Annotated in this window: 13 protein-coding genes; all 13 read right to left on the bottom strand. The window is 59.3% G+C overall.

The features are described 5' to 3' along the window. Nucleotides 1-26: 26 nt before the first annotated feature. Nucleotides 27-1,355, bottom strand: a complete 1,329-nt coding sequence (gene astB, locus AC2CF9_RS01410) for an N-succinylarginine dihydrolase (RefSeq protein ID WP_484556082.1) — start codon at nucleotides 1,353-1,355, stop codon at nucleotides 27-29. Further along, nucleotides 1,342-2,820, bottom strand: coding sequence for a succinylglutamate-semialdehyde dehydrogenase (astD, locus tag AC2CF9_RS01405; protein ID WP_484556081.1), 1,479 nt, complete (start codon nucleotides 2,818-2,820; stop codon nucleotides 1,342-1,344). The genes astB and astD overlap by 14 nt, the downstream gene beginning before the upstream one ends. Further along, nucleotides 2,817-3,848, bottom strand: coding sequence for an arginine N-succinyltransferase (astA, locus tag AC2CF9_RS01400; protein WP_150017405.1), 1,032 nt, complete (start codon nucleotides 3,846-3,848; stop codon nucleotides 2,817-2,819). The genes astD and astA overlap by 4 nt, the downstream gene beginning before the upstream one ends. Then, complete coding sequence (locus AC2CF9_RS01395) at nucleotides 3,845-5,065, bottom strand: bifunctional succinylornithine transaminase/acetylornithine transaminase (RefSeq protein WP_484556080.1); 1,221 nt, start codon at nucleotides 5,063-5,065, stop codon at nucleotides 3,845-3,847. Before AC2CF9_RS01395 ends, astA begins: the two co-directional genes overlap by 4 nt. Nucleotides 5,066-5,436: 371 nt before the next feature. Beyond that, nucleotides 5,437-6,858 (bottom strand): YchO/YchP family invasin, encoded by a 1,422-nt coding sequence (locus AC2CF9_RS01390; RefSeq protein WP_150017403.1) that lies wholly within the window; start codon nucleotides 6,856-6,858, stop codon nucleotides 5,437-5,439. Between the two features lie 171 nt (nucleotides 6,859-7,029). Next, a complete protein-coding gene (gene cheZ, locus AC2CF9_RS01385) occupies nucleotides 7,030-7,671 on the bottom strand; it encodes a protein phosphatase CheZ (protein ID WP_150017402.1) in 642 nt (213 codons plus the stop codon). 9 nt (nucleotides 7,672-7,680) lie between these two features. Beyond that, nucleotides 7,681-8,070 carry a chemotaxis response regulator CheY gene (cheY, locus tag AC2CF9_RS01380; protein ID WP_039384013.1) on the bottom strand — a complete coding sequence of 130 codons (390 nt, stop codon included), beginning with the start codon at nucleotides 8,068-8,070 and terminating at the stop codon, nucleotides 7,681-7,683. Nucleotides 8,071-8,109: 39 nt separating this feature from the next. Further along, nucleotides 8,110-9,159: a protein-glutamate methylesterase/protein-glutamine glutaminase gene (locus AC2CF9_RS01375; RefSeq protein ID WP_150017401.1), complete on the bottom strand. Its 1,050-nt coding sequence runs from the start codon at nucleotides 9,157-9,159 to the stop codon at nucleotides 8,110-8,112. Beyond that, on the bottom strand, nucleotides 9,156-10,031 hold the full coding sequence (gene cheR / locus AC2CF9_RS01370) for a protein-glutamate O-methyltransferase CheR (protein ID WP_039384010.1): 876 nt from the start codon (nucleotides 10,029-10,031) through the stop codon (nucleotides 9,156-9,158). Before cheR ends, AC2CF9_RS01375 begins: the two co-directional genes overlap by 4 nt. Before the next feature lie 103 nt (nucleotides 10,032-10,134). After that, complete coding sequence (locus AC2CF9_RS01365; protein WP_484556432.1) at nucleotides 10,135-11,814, bottom strand: methyl-accepting chemotaxis protein; 1,680 nt, start codon at nucleotides 11,812-11,814, stop codon at nucleotides 10,135-10,137. Nucleotides 11,815-12,029: 215 nt separating this feature from the next. Further along, nucleotides 12,030-13,706: a methyl-accepting chemotaxis protein gene (locus AC2CF9_RS01360; protein WP_484556079.1), complete on the bottom strand. Its 1,677-nt coding sequence runs from the start codon at nucleotides 13,704-13,706 to the stop codon at nucleotides 12,030-12,032. Nucleotides 13,707-13,871: 165 nt separating this feature from the next. Continuing rightward, nucleotides 13,872-15,548 carry a methyl-accepting chemotaxis protein gene (locus AC2CF9_RS01355; protein ID WP_484556078.1) on the bottom strand — a complete coding sequence of 559 codons (1,677 nt, stop codon included), beginning with the start codon at nucleotides 15,546-15,548 and terminating at the stop codon, nucleotides 13,872-13,874. A 69-nt stretch (nucleotides 15,549-15,617) separates the two neighbouring features. Continuing rightward, on the bottom strand, nucleotides 15,618-16,115 hold the full coding sequence (gene cheW / locus AC2CF9_RS01350; protein WP_150017398.1) for a chemotaxis protein CheW: 498 nt from the start codon (nucleotides 16,113-16,115) through the stop codon (nucleotides 15,618-15,620). Between the last annotated feature and the right edge of the window lie 10 nt (nucleotides 16,116-16,125).

Genomic DNA, 16,125 nt, shown 5'->3' with positions numbered 1-16,125 from the left:
GTTTTCTCCTTAATCCTGCCTCAGCCTCAGCGCTGAAAGGCGTAGACGCTGCCCAGCTTCAGCAGCTGCGTCAGCGCATCCAGCGCGTCGCGCCCCTCCTGCAGCAGCGCCGGATCGGCCAAATCTGCCTGCGTGAGATAGTCGCGATAGTAACGCTCTGCCCACTGGCTGAGCTGCGTAAACAGCTGCTCGTTCATCATTACCGCCGGGTTGACCGCCCGCTGCTCCTCTGCCGTCAATACAACCCGCAGGCGCAGACAGGCTGGCCCGCCGCCGTTGCACATGCTTTCGCGCAGATCGAACACCGTGAGTTCGCGGATCGGTCCGCCGCTCTCTGCCAGCTCCGTCAGATAAGCCCAGACGCCCGGATGCTGTCGTGCCTCTTCGGGCAGTATCAGCCGCATACCGCCATCGGGGTGCTGCAGCAGCTGACTGTTGAAGAGATAGGTCGCCACCGCATCGCTGACGGATACGCGCGCGCGCGGCACCACGATGGCGGTAAACCCCGGCACCCGCTCTGCCAGCTGCTCCAGCAACGCAGGCTGATTGACGAAAGCCTCTTCGTGACAGAACAGCACCTGCTGATTACTGACGGCAATCACGTCGTTATGGAAAACGCCCTGATCGATCACCGCCGGATTCTGCTGTACGAAGAGCGTGCGCGCCTCATCAAGCTGATGCAGACGCGCGACCGCCCTGCTCGCTTCCAGCGTCTGGCGCGCCGGATAGCGTTCCGGCGTGATGCCGGCGTGCTGTCCTTCGCGCCCATAGACGAACAGCTGCAGGCCGGCGTCGCCGTAGTGCGCCCCGAAGCGGTTGTGATTCGCGGCTCCTTCATCACCAAACAGCGCCACCTGAGGCAGCGCGTCATGCACGCAGAAGCGCTGCGGATCGCGGAAGATCGCCCGCAGCAGGTCAGCCGTTTCCGGGGCTTCAATGGACCGGTGAAACTTATTATTCAGATTGGCAACGGTAAAATGAACGCGTCCGTCACCGCTGTCCGCCGATGGCGAAACGGTGGCCGCGTTAGCAACCCACATCGCCGAGGCTGAACTGGCGGCTGAGAGCAGCTGCGGCGCCTGCTGCGCAGCGCGCGCCAGCACCTGCGCGTCACTGCCGTGAAAACCGAGCTGGCGCAGCAGCGGCAGATTAGGCCGCTCGTGCGGCGGGATCACGCCCTGCAGATAGCCGAGATCGGCCAGCGCTTTCATTTTGCGCAGTCCCTGCAGCACCGCCAGCCTGGGATTAGAGGGCTGCAGCTGATTGCGGGTTGACGCCTCATTACCAAATGAGAGGCCTGCGTAGTGGTGCGTCAGGCCGACCAGGCCATCAAAATTGACTTCAGCTGCGTTCATGGCGCGCTCCCTGAGCAGAGAAATCAAGACCCGGCGAGAGCGTATCGGGCAGGGCCAGGCTGCTGCTCTCCAGGGTTGCCATCGGCCAGGCGCAGTAATCCGCTGCGTACCAGGCGCTGGCGCGGTGGTTGCCGGAGGCGCCAATGCCGCCAAACGGCGCGGTGCTGGCCGCACCGGTAAGCGGCTTGTTCCAGTTGACAATACCGGCGCGCGCCTCCAGCAGCAGCTGATCAAACTGCGCCCGCTGCGGTGAGATCAGACCGCATGAGAGGCCATAGCGCGTGGCGTTAGCCAGCGTAATCGCCTCACTGTAGTCGTCATAACGGATGATTTGCAGCAGCGGTCCGAACACCTCTTCATCCGGCAGCGCACTGACGTGGGTCATATCAATAATGCCTGGCGTAATCAGTGCGCGCTGGCGATCCGGCCACTGCATATTCAGCAGCACTTCCCCGCCCAGCGCCACGCGCTGCTGCCACGCCTGATAGATCTGTCCGGCGGCAGCAGGCGAAATGACGCTGCCCATAAATGGCTGTGGCTCCGCATTCCACGCCGCGGGCTGCAGCCGGGCGCTGACGGCCACCAGCCGCTGCAGAAACACGTCGCCCGCCGCGCCACGTTTTACCAGCAGGCGACGCGCGCAGGTGCAGCGCTGCCCGGCAGAAATAAACGCTGACTGAATGGCGATATGTACGGCGCCATCGATATCCACCGGATCCTCCACAATCAGCGCATTATTGCCACCCATCTCCAGCGCAAGCATCTTCTCCGGCTGGCCGGCAAACTGCCGGTGCAGGTGATATCCGGTAGCCGCGCTGCCGGTAAACAGGACGCCGTCAATCTGCTCTGCCTGTGCCAGCGCCTGGCCGCTTTCCCGTCCGCCCTGCACCATATTGATCACCCCCGCCGGGAGCGCTGCCTGCTGCCAGAGCTGCACGGTGCGTTCCGCAGTCAGCGGCGTCAGCTCGCTCGGCTTAAACACCACGCAGTTTCCTGCCAGTAGCGCGGGCACAATGTGGCCATTTGGCAGATGTCCCGGAAAATTATAGGGACCAAACACCGCCAGTACGCCGTGCGGACGGTGGCGCAGTGCGCTTTCACCCGTTTGCTGTTCGCCGGTACGGGCGTGATACGCTTTTACTGAAATGGCAATTTTATTGATCATCGCCTGCACTTCCGTCAGCGTCTCCCAGCGCGGCTTACCGGTTTCCTGAGAGATGATCTCCGCCAGCTCCACCTTATGCTGCTCCAGCAGCGCGGCAAAGGTTTCAATCCCTGCCTGACGTGCCGTAAACGGCAGGCGCGCCCAGTGCGGGAACGCGGCGCGGGCGGCCGCACAGGCGGCGCTGACCTGAGCCGCAGAGGCGGCATTGCCCTGCCACAGCTGTTCACCGGAGACCGGATCGGCTTTCGTGAAGGCGTCACCATCGCCGCGCAGCCACTGATTATTAATAAAGTGCGTCATGCCTGTTTCTCCTCACGGCAGAGTGTTACAACCCGTAGCGCATCACCATATTCACAGCACAGCGCCTGACGCTGGCTCTCACTGAGACAGACGTGACCGGCGGCGATATCGACCGGCAGCAGCGTGGCGCGAAACTGCTGATAGTTGCTGTTAGCGACCAGGCAGAGCGGCCAGTGCGCCTGCGCATCACCGGCGCCTGCCGGCAGCAGCGTACTTTTGCGAATGGCCCGGATACGATCAATTTCACACTCCAGCGTCGGGCCACCATCAAAGATGTCGACATAGTTCTGATAGCGAAAACCTTCCGCTTCCAGCACCGCGCGCGCCGGCGCCGTTTTCGGGTGTACTTCACCAATGACGCGCTGCGCCGCCTCACTGAGATAGTGAATATAGAGCGGATGTTTTGGCATCAGCTCTGCGATAAACGCTTTCTGACCGGTACCGCTAAGAAAATCAGCCTGGCGAAAGGGCATAGAGAAGAAATGGCTGCCCACGCTCTCCCAGAAAGGAGAATGGCCGCTGTCATCGCTGACGCCGCGCATCTCTGCCACTACATTGCGCATAAAGCGATCGCGGAAGTTCGCCATAAAAAGAAAGCGTGATTTAGAGAGTAAATAGCCGTTTCTGCCGTCGCGGTAGTCGGGATCGAGAAACAGCGTACAGAGCTCGCTGCTGCCGGTGTGATCGTTGCTGAGCGACAGCACCGGCAGACTGGCATACACGTTCAGCTCTCTGGAGGCGTGTACCTGCGTGCCAACCCGGAAGTTGTACCACGGCTCCTGCAACCCGACCGCCACTTCAATCGCGCAGATCCCCACGGCCCGGTTATCGTCACTGTCGGCCAGCACAAAGACGTAACCCTGTTCAGCGCGCGGCAGCGCCCCCTGCCAGGTCAGCAGTGAACGCTCAATACGCGCCTGCAGCGTGGCGCTGTCTTCCGGCAGCGAGGTAAGCCCGCCGCCGGTTTTGCCCGCCAGCAGGAGCAGCTGCGCCAGGTCATCATGTTCAACCGGGCGGATCACCATCATGATGTGGCTCCTCTGAGAATACGTTCACAGGCGCGCTCAAAGCGTGCCAGCCCCTGCTGCACCTCCTCCTGGCTGATGTTTAGCGCGGGCGCAAAGCGCACGACGCTGGCACCGGCAATCAGGACCATCACGCCCTCTTCGGCGGCCGTCAGGTTGAACTGTTTGGCTTTTCCGGCGAAATCGTCGTTGAGCACAGCCCCAATCAGCAGCCCGAGGCCGCGGATGGTTTTAAACACCGGCAGTCGCTGGTTAATCGCCTGAAGCTGATCAACAAACCACTGATGCCGCTCGGTCACGCCAGCGAGGAAAGCGGGCTGGTTGACCAGCTCCAGCACTTTACCCGCTACCGCGCCTGCCAGCGGGTTACCGCCATAGGTCGTACCATGTGTGCCCACCCCCATCACCTGCGCCAGATCCTCACGCGTCAGCATGGCACCAATCGGGAAGCCGCCGCCCAGCGCTTTTGCGGTACTCAGTACATCCGGCGTAACGCCATAGTGCATATAGGCGTAAAGCGATCCGGTGCGTCCCACACCGCTCTGCACCTCATCAAAAATCAGCAGCGCCTGATGGCGATCGCACAGCTCCCGCAGGCCGCGCAGGAAGGCTGCATCGGCAGGCAAGACGCCGCCCTCGCCCTGAATCGGCTCAACAATCACGGCGCAGGTGCTGTCGTTAATCAGCGCGGCGGCCGATTCCAGGTTATTAAACTGCGCGTGCTGAATGGCCGGCGGCAGCGGTGCAAAGTCGCGCGAATAGGCGGGCTGGCCGCCAGCCGACACCGTAAACAGGGTGCGGCCATGAAAAGCGTTGGTGAATGCCACAATGCCGCTTTTTTGATCGCCGAAACGGTCGTGCGCCACTTTGCGCGCCAGCTTAAGCGCAGCTTCATTCGCCTCAGCGCCGGAGTTGCAGAAGAAAACGCGATCGGCAAAGGTGGCATCAATCAGCTGCTTTGCCAGCCGCAATACCGGCTCGTTGGTATAGCCATTGCCGGTATGCCACAGCTTTGCCGCCTGCTCTGTCAGCGCCTGCTGCAGCGCCGGGTGAGCATGACCCAGCGCATTCACTGCGATCCCGCCAGCAAAATCGATATACTCTTTGCCCTGTTGATCCCACAACCGCGATCCTTCAGCCCGTACCGGTATAAAGGTTGCTGGTGCATAGACCGGCATCATCCATTGATCAAAATCGTGACGTGTAACCTGCAGTGACATAGCCGGATCTCCTGCCTCACCCCGGGTGAAGCTATTGTTTTAAAATTGTTAAGAGTGCGTAATCAGCAGCCCGACTATAAGGTGCAGCAAGCGTGCCAGCCAGAGGGCATAATGCATAAAAGGGAGTCAGCAACGAAATTTCAATGGGTTACGTCAGGTTGCTATTCACTTATTTTGCATAAAAAGTGAATATTTTGGTTGCGCCGCCGCTAAGGCAGCAAATTATTTAGCGGATTTATGCATTTATGGAAGGAAATGTTGCTTTTGTGATCGCACAGCAAATATTTCGCCATAACAGGGCAGGTGGCGCGCGCTGGCAGCGCAGCACGCGCTATCGTGGTGCGAAAACGCGCTTTCGCGCCCGGGTACGATCAGGGCGCCATGATATCGAAGCTGTCCTGGTTTTGTGGCTCCAGTGCTACCGGCGGCTGCAGCTGAAGATCGATCCAGTTTGACGTCACCCGCTGCTGTTTGCTGTCTTCAACCGTCACCGACAGACGATAGTGATTTGTTGCGCCTGGCGAATTGTCCCAGGCGGGCATAATAATGCTCCAGCCCTGCGGATCGTCAGGCCGGGTCCCCGGCGTCAGACTCAGCGCCTGCGTGTCGCCCTGCCAGCTTACTTTACGTACCGGATTCGCGCTGCGGATCTGCACTTTCAGCGGCAGACTCTCACCAGGATTCAGCTGCCACGGCGGCGTGGCGAGAAAAACAGAGAAGGTTTTTCGCTGGCGAAAAGCCAGAACCGGCGTCGAGCTGCGCGTCACCGTATCATAGCGGCTGCCGCGCAGCGAACGGGTGGCTGCAACGTTATCCGGGCTGAGCTGCTGACTGAGCGCCACGCCGAAGCGGTAGTTAAGATGCAGCCCGAGCTGATCCTGACTCTCCCCTTCGCTGCTGGTTTTGTGGCTGGCGGAAACGGTGACCAGCGGCACTGGCGTATAGGAGAGGCCCAGCGTCAGCGCAGAGGGGTTGTGATACGTGTTGCCGGAGTTAAACAGATCCACGTTGTTGCCCAGGTACTGCTGCCAGCTGACGGAGACGCCCAGCTGACGATAAAACGGCAGATAGCCGCGCGTGGTCACGTCATAGCCGCGCGCCAGCCGCTGCTGCTGAAACGGATTGCGGTTGCGCCAGCCTGAGAGCGGCGTGTAGTAATTGGCTGAAAAGCGTAAAAAGTCAGACCAGGCTTCCGTACCCACTGATGCCCGCTGCAGTCCGCTGTCAAACATACGATCGACAAATCCGTTATAACCGAGCAGCCAGTTGCCCGCCACCCAGCGCTGACCCAGACCGGCATTACCAATCAGCCCGTCATCCGTCTGATGCACGCCCAGTTCGCTAAAGGTCAGATAGTTATAGCGATCGGCCCATGGCGTCAGCAGCGACGCCCCGCTGCCGCTGAAGTTGCCTTCCATGTCGACATTCAGATCGATCTGCGCCTGCCCGTAGGGCGACAGCAGCAGCTGACCTTCATCCGCTACCCGGGTGGCCACCTCATCGCGAAAGTGATTAAACGCCCAGATCCCGGCCTGCTGTCCGAGCGACGTCTCACTGTCACCGTTCTGGCTCGCTTCGCCAATGCTCTTTGCAATGGTCGCCAGTTTTTTACTGAAGAGGTCAGTATCGGCGTGATAGCCCAGCGCCGGCAGGTTATCGGCCATTTGCCGGAAGTGAGCGGGATCGGTAAAGGGGGCATCATCCACGCGGGTAGCGGTCGTCAGCGCCAGCGCAGGCAGCGCTACGCCAGTCAGGCAGAGTGGCAGAAGTGTGCGGATAAGCAGTGGCAACATAAAATCAGCTATCGTTTCGGTAATAAAGTAGACGGCGATCACAAAACTGCAGATCTAACCTTATCACACTCTGCTGATTCTGCAGGCAATTTAGGAGGATTTACGAAAAGCGGTGCGGGCGTAGGGCAGAGCAGTGCAGAGACAGACCGGCTGCCTGTCTCTGCGCTGCGGTTAAAAACCTAAGCTGTCCAGCAGGTCATCAACCTGATCCTGACTGGAGACCACGCCAGGGGCATTGGCGTGGATCTGCGGACCGTTCAGCAGGCTGGTGGCCTCTTTGCGCGCCGCCGCGTTTGCCTCCGGCATGTTTTCCAGCAGCACCATCAGCAGCTGCCGTTCAATTTCCTGGATGACATCCATCATGCGCTTGATCACCTGACCCGTCAGGTCCTGAAAATCCTGCGCCATCATGATATCCAGCAGCTGCTTGTTGGTGAATGACGTGTGCTGCGGTACCTCAGCGAGAAACTCACGCGTATCCGAAACCAACTCGCGCGCATCAGCAAGCTCAATCGGGTTTTCAAACCACGCATCCCAGCGCCCTTTTAACTGCGTGGCGCCCGCTTCCATCTTATCCTGATGCGGCTGTGACGCTTCCACGCTATTCAGCGCGCGTTCTGCTGCCTGCGCCGTCATCTGTACTACATAATCCAGACGATCGCGGGCATCCGGGATCGCTTCTGCGGCTTCGGCAATCGCCTGATCCAGCCCGAGTTCACGCAGGCTGTCGCGCAGCATACGCGTCAGCGAGCCGATTCGGGCAATGATGTCGTGTGCCGAGGCTTCTTCAGTTGATTTCGGAAGGTCGCTCATCACATCTCCTTACATGCCCAGTTTTTCGAAAATTTTACCCAGCTTCTCTTCCAGCGTGGCGGCGGTGAAAGGTTTCACCACGTAGCCGCTGGCGCCAGCCTGAGCGGCAGCAATAATATTCTCTTTCTTCGCTTCTGCCGTCACCATCAGCACCGGCAGCTTGCTTAGCGTGGCGTCGGCGCGAATGGTCTGCAGCAGCTGCAGGCCATCCATGTTTGGCATGTTCCAGTCAGAGACCACGAAGTCGAAGCCGCCTGCGCGCAGTTTATTCAGCGCATCAACGCCATCTTCGGCCTCTTCAACGTTATTGAAACCCAGCTCTTTCAGCAGGTTGCGGACGATACGACGCATGGTGTTAAAGTCGTCCACTACCAAAAAGCGCATATTTTTATCAGCCATATCTACTCCTGTGTTGTCTCGTCCGGCAGGACGGGCTCGTTAAATTCGCAATGCCTGTCCGGCGCTAATTTTTGCCAGCATATGCTGGCTAATGTGGCCCAGATCGACCACTTCGCTGGCGCCGCCCATCGCTATTGCTTCGCGCGGCATGCCAAATACCACACAGCTGGCTTCATCCTGCGCGATGGTCCAGGCACCTGCGCGATGCATTTCCAGCATCCCGGCCGCGCCATCATTTCCCATCCCGGTCAGAATGACACCCACTGCATTTCGTCCTGCATTGACGGCCACCGAGCGAAACAGCACATCCACGGAGGGTTTGTGCCGGTTAACCGGCGGGCCATCATTGAGTTTTACAATGTAGTTCGCTCCGCTACGCCCCAGCTCCATATGCATCGCGCCTGGCGCGATGTAGGCGTGGCCCGGCAGAATACGTTCGCCATCCTCCGCCTCTTTCACGGTGATCTGGCAGAGCTTGTTCAGCCGCTCGGCAAACGAGCGGGTAAATCCCGGCGGCATATGCTGCGTGATCAGCAGCGCCGGACTGGTCGCCGGCAGCGGCTGCAGTACATGGCGGATCGCTTCCGTACCGCCGGTGGAGGAGCCGATCGCAATCAGCTTTTCACTGCTGAGCAGCGGACCCGCTTTCAGCGTGACCGGCGCCGGCGACACGGCGCGCGTATGCAGCTTCGCCCGTGCCGCACCGCGGATTTTGTCGGCGATCATCTGGCTGTAAGCCAGCATCCCCTCACGGATCCCCAGCTGCGGTTTCGTGACAAAATCCACCGCGCCCAGCTCCAGCGCGCGCAGCGTGACTTCCGATCCCTTACCGGTGAGAGAGGAGACCATCACCACCGGCATCGGCCGCAGACGCATCAGTTTTTCCAGAAAGTCGAGGCCATCCATGCGTGGCATCTCGACATCCAGCGTCAGCACCTGCGGGTTGTACTGTTTGATTAAATCCCGCGCCACCAGCGGATCCGGTGCCGTCGCGACCATCTCCATATCGGGATGGCTGTTGATGATCTCCGTCATCAGCTGGCGCATCAGCGCCGAGTCATCCACGCACATCACGGTGATTTTGCTCATCGTCTTTCCTTAGTCAGCCCATACACGGTCTGCCCGCGCAGCCAGAATTCTTTGCTGATCTGACTGAAGTTTTCTGAATGCCCGGCAAACAGCACTCCGCCCGGCTTCAGCAGCGGAACAAAACGGCGCAGGATTTTTTCCTGAGTCTCTTTATCGAAGTAGATCATTACGTTGCGGCAAAAAATTGCGTCAAACGGGCCAGGCAGCGCCCACTCATTAGCCAGCAGATTAAGCTGCGAGTAGTGCACCATACCTGCCAGTTCAGGGCGGACGCGCACCATGCCTTCATGCGGGCCGGTGCCACGCAGAAAGAAACGCTGCAGCTGCGATTGCGACAGCGTGCGCAGCTCCTCCTGGCGATAGACGCCCGCTACCGCTTTCTCCAGTACCTGCGTGTCGATGTCGCTGGCGTGAACCTGAAATTTGCCCGGCCCGGTGCCCAGCGTTTCAGCCAGCGTCATCGCAATCGAATAGGGCTCTTCTCCGGTTGACGCGGCGGTACTCCAGACGCTGTAGCTGCCGCTGCGTTTCCGGGCGTGCTCTGCCAGGATCGGGAAATGATGCGCTTCGCGAAAAAACGAGGTCAGGTTAGTGGTCAGCGCATTGATAAACGCCTGCCACTCTGCGCTGTTTGGATCCTGTTCAAGCAGCGCCAGATAGCGGCCAAAATCGTCGATATTCAGCGTCCGCAGCCGGCGAACCAGGCGGTTATAGACCATTTCACGCTTATGATCGGCCAGGACAATACCCGCGCGCTGATAGATCAGCTGGCTGATACGGCGAAAGTGCGTATCGGAAAGCGGCAGACGCTGCACCATCTGCGCAAGCAGCGTGGTCGGCTCATTTTGATCGAGGAACGTCGATTTCTTCATCTCGGGCCATCCGGCAACAAACTGTTAAGTGATAGTGCTCTGATTGCTACACTGCTGCCGGTTCTTACCGGGTAAGCGGGCCGCCCAAAGCGGCCCGGCGGCATTAAAAGGTTTCCCAGTTATCATCAGCGCCGCGTGCGCCAGTAGCGGGTGCCAGCGCTTTTTGCGCAACCGGCGATACCTTTTTTAACGCTGTAGATACGTTAACGGCCTGCGCGACAAATTCTTTACCAATATTGAACACGGCAACGGATTGTTTCAGGCGGCTGGCCTGCTCTTCCAGTGCGGCAGCGGCCGTCGCAGACTCTTCAACCAGCGCGGCGTTTTGCTGCGTTACCCGGTCCATTTCCGTCACGGCCACGCCTACCTGATCGATACCTTTGCTCTGCTCATCGGAGGCGGAAGCGATTTCACCCATGATATCGGTCACACGCGTCACGGCGCTGACGATCTCACTCATGGTTTCACCTGCGCTTTCGACCAGCACCGAGCCGGTATTGACGCGGCTGACAGAGTCCTCAATCAGCGCTTTGATCTCTTTGGCCGCCTGAGCACTGCGCTGTGCCAGACTGCGCACTTCACCTGCCACCACCGCAAACCCGCGTCCCTGTTCACCGGCGCGTGCCGCTTCCACGGCAGCGTTCAGCGCCAGGATATTGGTCTGGAATGCGATACCGTCAATCACGCTGGTGATGTCCGCAATTTTCTTCGAGCTGCCGGCGATATCTTTCATGGTGCTTACCACGCCATCGACCACTTTGCCGCCCTGCTGCGCGGTCTCTGAGGCGTTAAGCGCCAGCTGCGATGCCTGACGTGCATTTTCTGCATTCAGCTTCACCGTGGCGGTGAGCTGCTCCATGCTGGCAGCCGTCTGCTCCAGCGAAGCCGCCTGCTGTTCGGTACGTGAAGAGAGGTCGTTATTGCCCATCGCGATTTCACTCGCGCCGGTATAGATAGCGTCGGATCCATCGCGTACGGTACGCACCGTGCGCGCCAGCTCCTGCTGCATCTCTGCCAGCGAACTGAGCAGTTCGCCCACTTCGTTACGTACGCTGACGTCAATGCTCTGGGTCAGATCGCCCCGGGCAATGTGGCGGATATGTTCAATGCTCTGCTTGAGCGGCCGGATTAGCGCCGAGCGCATTCCGCTCCAGACCAGCATAATCACCAGCAGCGTCACCAGCAGGGTGCACAGTACCAGCATAATGGCGTGACGATATGCGCTCTCATTGGCGTCAACGCCCTGCTGCGCCAGGCCAAGGTTAGTAGTGAGCCAGGCGTTGTAATCCTTTTCAAATTTGTCCTGCAGACTCTGCGTAGGCTGATCGACAAACCCTTTGAAGTTGCCTGAGCCGAGAAAAACCACCAGCTCAGCCAGCGCATCGCGGTAGGCTTTATAGTTGGCCTGCAGCGCCAGCACGTTTGCTGCACTCTTGCCCTGCTCCGAAAGGCTGGCATTAAAATCGGCAAAGCCCGCATCGGCGGTTTGCAGCTCCTCATTGGCGAGCGCAACCAGCTCTTTCACCGTGGCCCCCGATCCCGCCATCTGGCTATCCTGTAGATAGCGAATACCGGCGCGGTTCAGCGTATTACGCGCCTGCACCAGCGATACCCAGGAGGTGCCCATGGCGCGCTGCAGGGTACTGAGGCGCTGGTTATAGGCAAAATTATCTTTATCGGCTTTTACCGTTGAGAAGAACATCCCACCGGAAAAGAGCTGCAGCAGCGCAAACAGCGCCAGCACGCAGAGCAGGCCGGAAACAACACGAATACGACTAAACATAAACACCTCATTGGTTGGCGGATCGCTGTAGTTATCGGCGTGGATGAGGGGATCTTTATGCACGCGGCGCGCAGTTTTATGCGTTGGGTGCAGAGGTGACAGTAAGGCAGACCGGGCCAGGCGCGCAGTAATGTGCACCCTGCGGGGTTACCGGGATTGGATGCGCAGTGTATGGGGGCGTAGGGTCGGCATTCATGCCGACCTGGTAAAATCCCTTAAAACGTTTCCCAGTTCGCATCGCTGGCCGGGGCGGCGGTGGCGGTTTTGCGCACCGGGCTGCGCAGCGGCTGCGGTTTTCTGCTCTCTGTCAGACGCTGAGCGGCTGGCGCTGCAGTTCGCGGAATATGAAACACGGCAACCGACTGACTCAGACGACTCGCCTGCGCTTCCAGTGACGCGGCGGCGGCAGCGGACTCCTCGACCAGAGCCGCGTTCTGCTGCGTCACGCGATCCATCTCAGTGACCGCGTGCCCCACCTGATCGATACCGCGACTCTGTTCATCTGACGCCGAGGCGATCTCGCCCATGATATCGGTGACGCGCGTGACGGCACCGACAATATCGCTCATGGTGTCACCGGCGGTCCCGACCAGCTGCGAACCGGCGTTAACCCGCGTGACCGACTCTTCGATTAACCCTTTAATCTCTTTCGCCGCCTGAGCGCTGCGCTGTGCCAGACTGCGCACCTCACCCGCTACGACAGCAAAGCCGCGACCCTGCTCGCCGGCGCGTGCCGCTTCAACGGCAGCGTTGAGCGCCAGAATATTCGTCTGGAACGCAATCCCGTCGATAACGCTGATAATGTCGGCAATCTTCTTTGAACTGCCGGCAATATCACTCATGGTACGCACCACGCCTTCCACCACATCACCGCCTTTACGGGCGGTATCAGAAGCGCTCAGCGCCAGCTGCGACGCCTGACGGGCATTTTCAGCGTTCTGTTTTACCGTTGCAGTCAGCTGTTCCATACTGGCAGCCGTCTGTTCCAGCGAGGCCGCCTGCTCTTCGGTACGGGCGGAAAGGTCATTGTTGCCCGCTGAGATTTCGCTGGCACCGGTGAAAATAGCGTCAGAGCCGTCGCGCACATCGCTGACGGTACGCACCAGCGACTGCTGCATCTCATGCAGGCTGGCCGCCAGCTGGCTCATCTCATTGCGCCCTTCCACCTGAATCGGCTGCGTCAGGTCGCCGGATGCGATATGACGGATATGTCCCAGCAGCGCGTGCAGCGGACGGATCAGCACCACCCGCAGGCCAAACCAGCAGCCCACGATCACCGCGATTACCACAACCATCACCGCGGCCAGCAGCCACATCATGGTGGTAAAGGCGCGCTGGTTCTGGACGACGCCTTTCGCCGCAAGTTCCGCCTGGGCAGTACGCCACTCTTCATAGGTCGCTTTCATTTTGACCTGGCGCGCCTCAATATTCTGCGCAAACATGCCCTGCAGATCGTTGGCTTTCAGGCGATCGAGCATCGCTTTCAGACCGTCGTTAAACGCGTTGTAGTCAGACTCCAGCCGTTCGGTTAAGGCTTCCGGCAGACCTGGTGTGGAAGGAAGGTTGTAGTAACGCTGGTAGTGATCTGCAGCCACGCTCAGCTGCTTTTCCGTCTGGGCAATCAGCGCATTGAGCTGTCCGCCGTTGGTTTGCGCTGCCATGCTGCCCTGCATACGCAGCATGGCGCGGTTGAGCACGGTGCGGGTCTGATTAAGCTCAATCCACGCATCTGACATAGCGGCAACATTATTGGTAGAGGTCTGTGCGACGGCAAACGCCTCTTTATCTTTGTTCAGCGCTGACCAGAACAGGCCGCCCGAGAGCAGCTGCAGCGCGCCAAAAATCAGCAGCACGGCGATCAGACTGGTAACGACGTTGATACGTTTTAACATGGTGTCTCCAGGAAGAATTTTGACACCCTGTTATCGACGCCAGCCGCGATTAATTGAGACGGTTTACGCTTCTTTGCACCTGTCCGGCCCTATTGAAGCTTTTGATCCTGATTAATAACTAAAAAAACTGCCCTCCGTCACGCGCGACGGAGGGCATAACGGCAGTCAGAAGGTTTCCCAGTGGCTCTCTGCGCCTGCGGTTGTGCCCGCTCGGCGCGGTGCGGCGGCGACCGCAACCGCAGGCGGGGCAATCTGCGGATGGCGCACGCCAGTCGCCTGCGCAGCGCCTCGCGTAATGCGGAACAGCGCCACCGACTGGCTGAGGCGGCTGGCCTGCGCCTCCAGCGAAGCAGCAGCTGAGGCCGACTCTTCAACCAGCGCCGCGTTTTGCTGGGTGACCCGGTCCATTTCAGTGACTGCATGCCCGACCTGATCGATACCGCGGCTCTGCTCGTCAGAGGCTGAGGCAATTTCGCCCATGATATCGGTGACGCGCGTCACCGCACTGACTATCTCACCCATGGTCTCACCGGCGCTCTCTACCAGCACCGAACCACTGTTAACGCGCCGGACTGAATCTTCAATCAGCCCTTTGATCTCTTTGGCCGCCTGAGCGCTGCGCTGCGCCAGACTGCGTACTTCACCGGCCACAACGGCAAAGCCGCGCCCCTGTTCGCCAGCGCGGGCAGCTTCCACCGCAGCGTTAAGCGCCAGAATATTGGTCTGAAAGGCAATGCCATCAATGACGCTGATAATATCAGCAATTTTCTTTGAACTGCCGGCAATATCTTTCATTGTCGAGACCACCCCCTCAACAACCGTGCCGCCTTTTTGCGCCGTGCCTGAAGCGGTCAGCGCCAGCTGCGACGCCTGACGGGCATTTTCAGCATTCTGCTTCACCGTGGCCGTCAGCTGCTCCATGCTGGCCGCCGTCTGCTCCAGTGATGCAGCCTGCTGCTCGGTGCGCGCCGACAGATCGTTATTACCGGCTGAGATTTCACTGGCACCGGTAAAGATCGCATCCGCGCCGTCGCGCACGTCGCTGACCGTGCGCGTCAGCGCCTGCTGCATCTCATGCAGGCTGGTGGCCAGCTGGCTCATCTCATTGCGCCCGGTGATGGTAATCGGCTGGGTAAGATCGCCCTGCGCAATATGCCGGATATGCTGAATGCTCTGATTAAGCGGCTGGATAAGTATCCGGCGCAGCCCGAACCAGCACAGCACCCCGACGGCAATCACAACGGTCATCACGGCACCAATCAGCCAGAGCATACGGGCATAGGCCGCGCTGTTTTCTTCTGCGCCAGCCTGCGTAAGACGGTTCTGGTCGGCCCGCCAGCGCGTGTAATCAGCGTAAAAGGCGCTCTGGCTGGGCGCTACCGGCGCTTTATACGCCTGCACCATATCTTTATTTTGCAGTGCGGCCTGCATCGCAGCCAGCGCCTGACTGTAAGCGCTATAGCTCTGCTCCAGCTGCTGATTAAGCTGTTTATCCAGCCCCGGCGTATCGGGCAGAGTGCGGAACAGAGTAAAGTTGTCCGCAGCACGCTGCTGGAAATCCCGGCTTTGTAAGTAAAGTTCGCTGACATCCGCCTCTTTCCCCTCCAGTTTGCCGGTAGTGATGCGCAGCAGTATACGCGTCAACACCACCCGGCTCTGGTTAAGGCTCATATAAGCATCGGTGATCGCCGCAAGATTCTGCGCCGAGAGCTGAGAGGCAGAAAAACTGGTTTTGTCATGATGCAGTGCCCGGATAAACAGCGATCCGGACGTCAGCTGCAGGGCAGCAAAAAGTACCAGTACCACCAGCAGGCTGGTGACAACACGAAGTCGGGTAAACATAATGGGGTCCATCGAAACAGGATAGTGGTAAAGAAAACGGGCCGCTCTGAGGCGGCCCGGCGGTCATATTTATACGCTGCGCAGCGTATCCATCAGCGCCATCTCTTCGCTGCTGAGCAGCTTTTCAATGTCGACCAGAATCAGCATGCGCTCGCCCAGCGCGCCGAGTCCGGTCAGATACTCGGTAGACATCGTCACGGCGAACTCCGGTGCCGGCCGAATCTGTTCATGCGTCAGCGACAGCACATCGGAAACGCCATCCACCACAATGCCGACCACGCGATGCGCCAGATTGAGCACAATCACCACGGTGTTATCGTTGTACTCGACGTCCGGCTGCGAGAACTTCACGCGCAGGTCGATAATTGGCACGATAACGCCGCGCAGGTTGGTCACCCCTTTGATAAATTCCGGCGTATTGGCGATGCGCGTCACCTGATCGTAGCCGCGGATCTCCTGCACTTTAAGAATATCGATGCCGTACTCTTCATCACCCAGGGTGAAAACCAGAAACTCCTGGCCGACGGTTTCGCCAGCGATTTTGGTCACGGTTGCCATGTCAGTCATTTTTTTGCCC

This window comes from Pantoea sp. SYBGC1, assembly GCF_057197005.1.
Note: the sequence above shows the minus strand (reverse complement) of the source record. Positions and strands in the feature narration are given on the sequence as shown.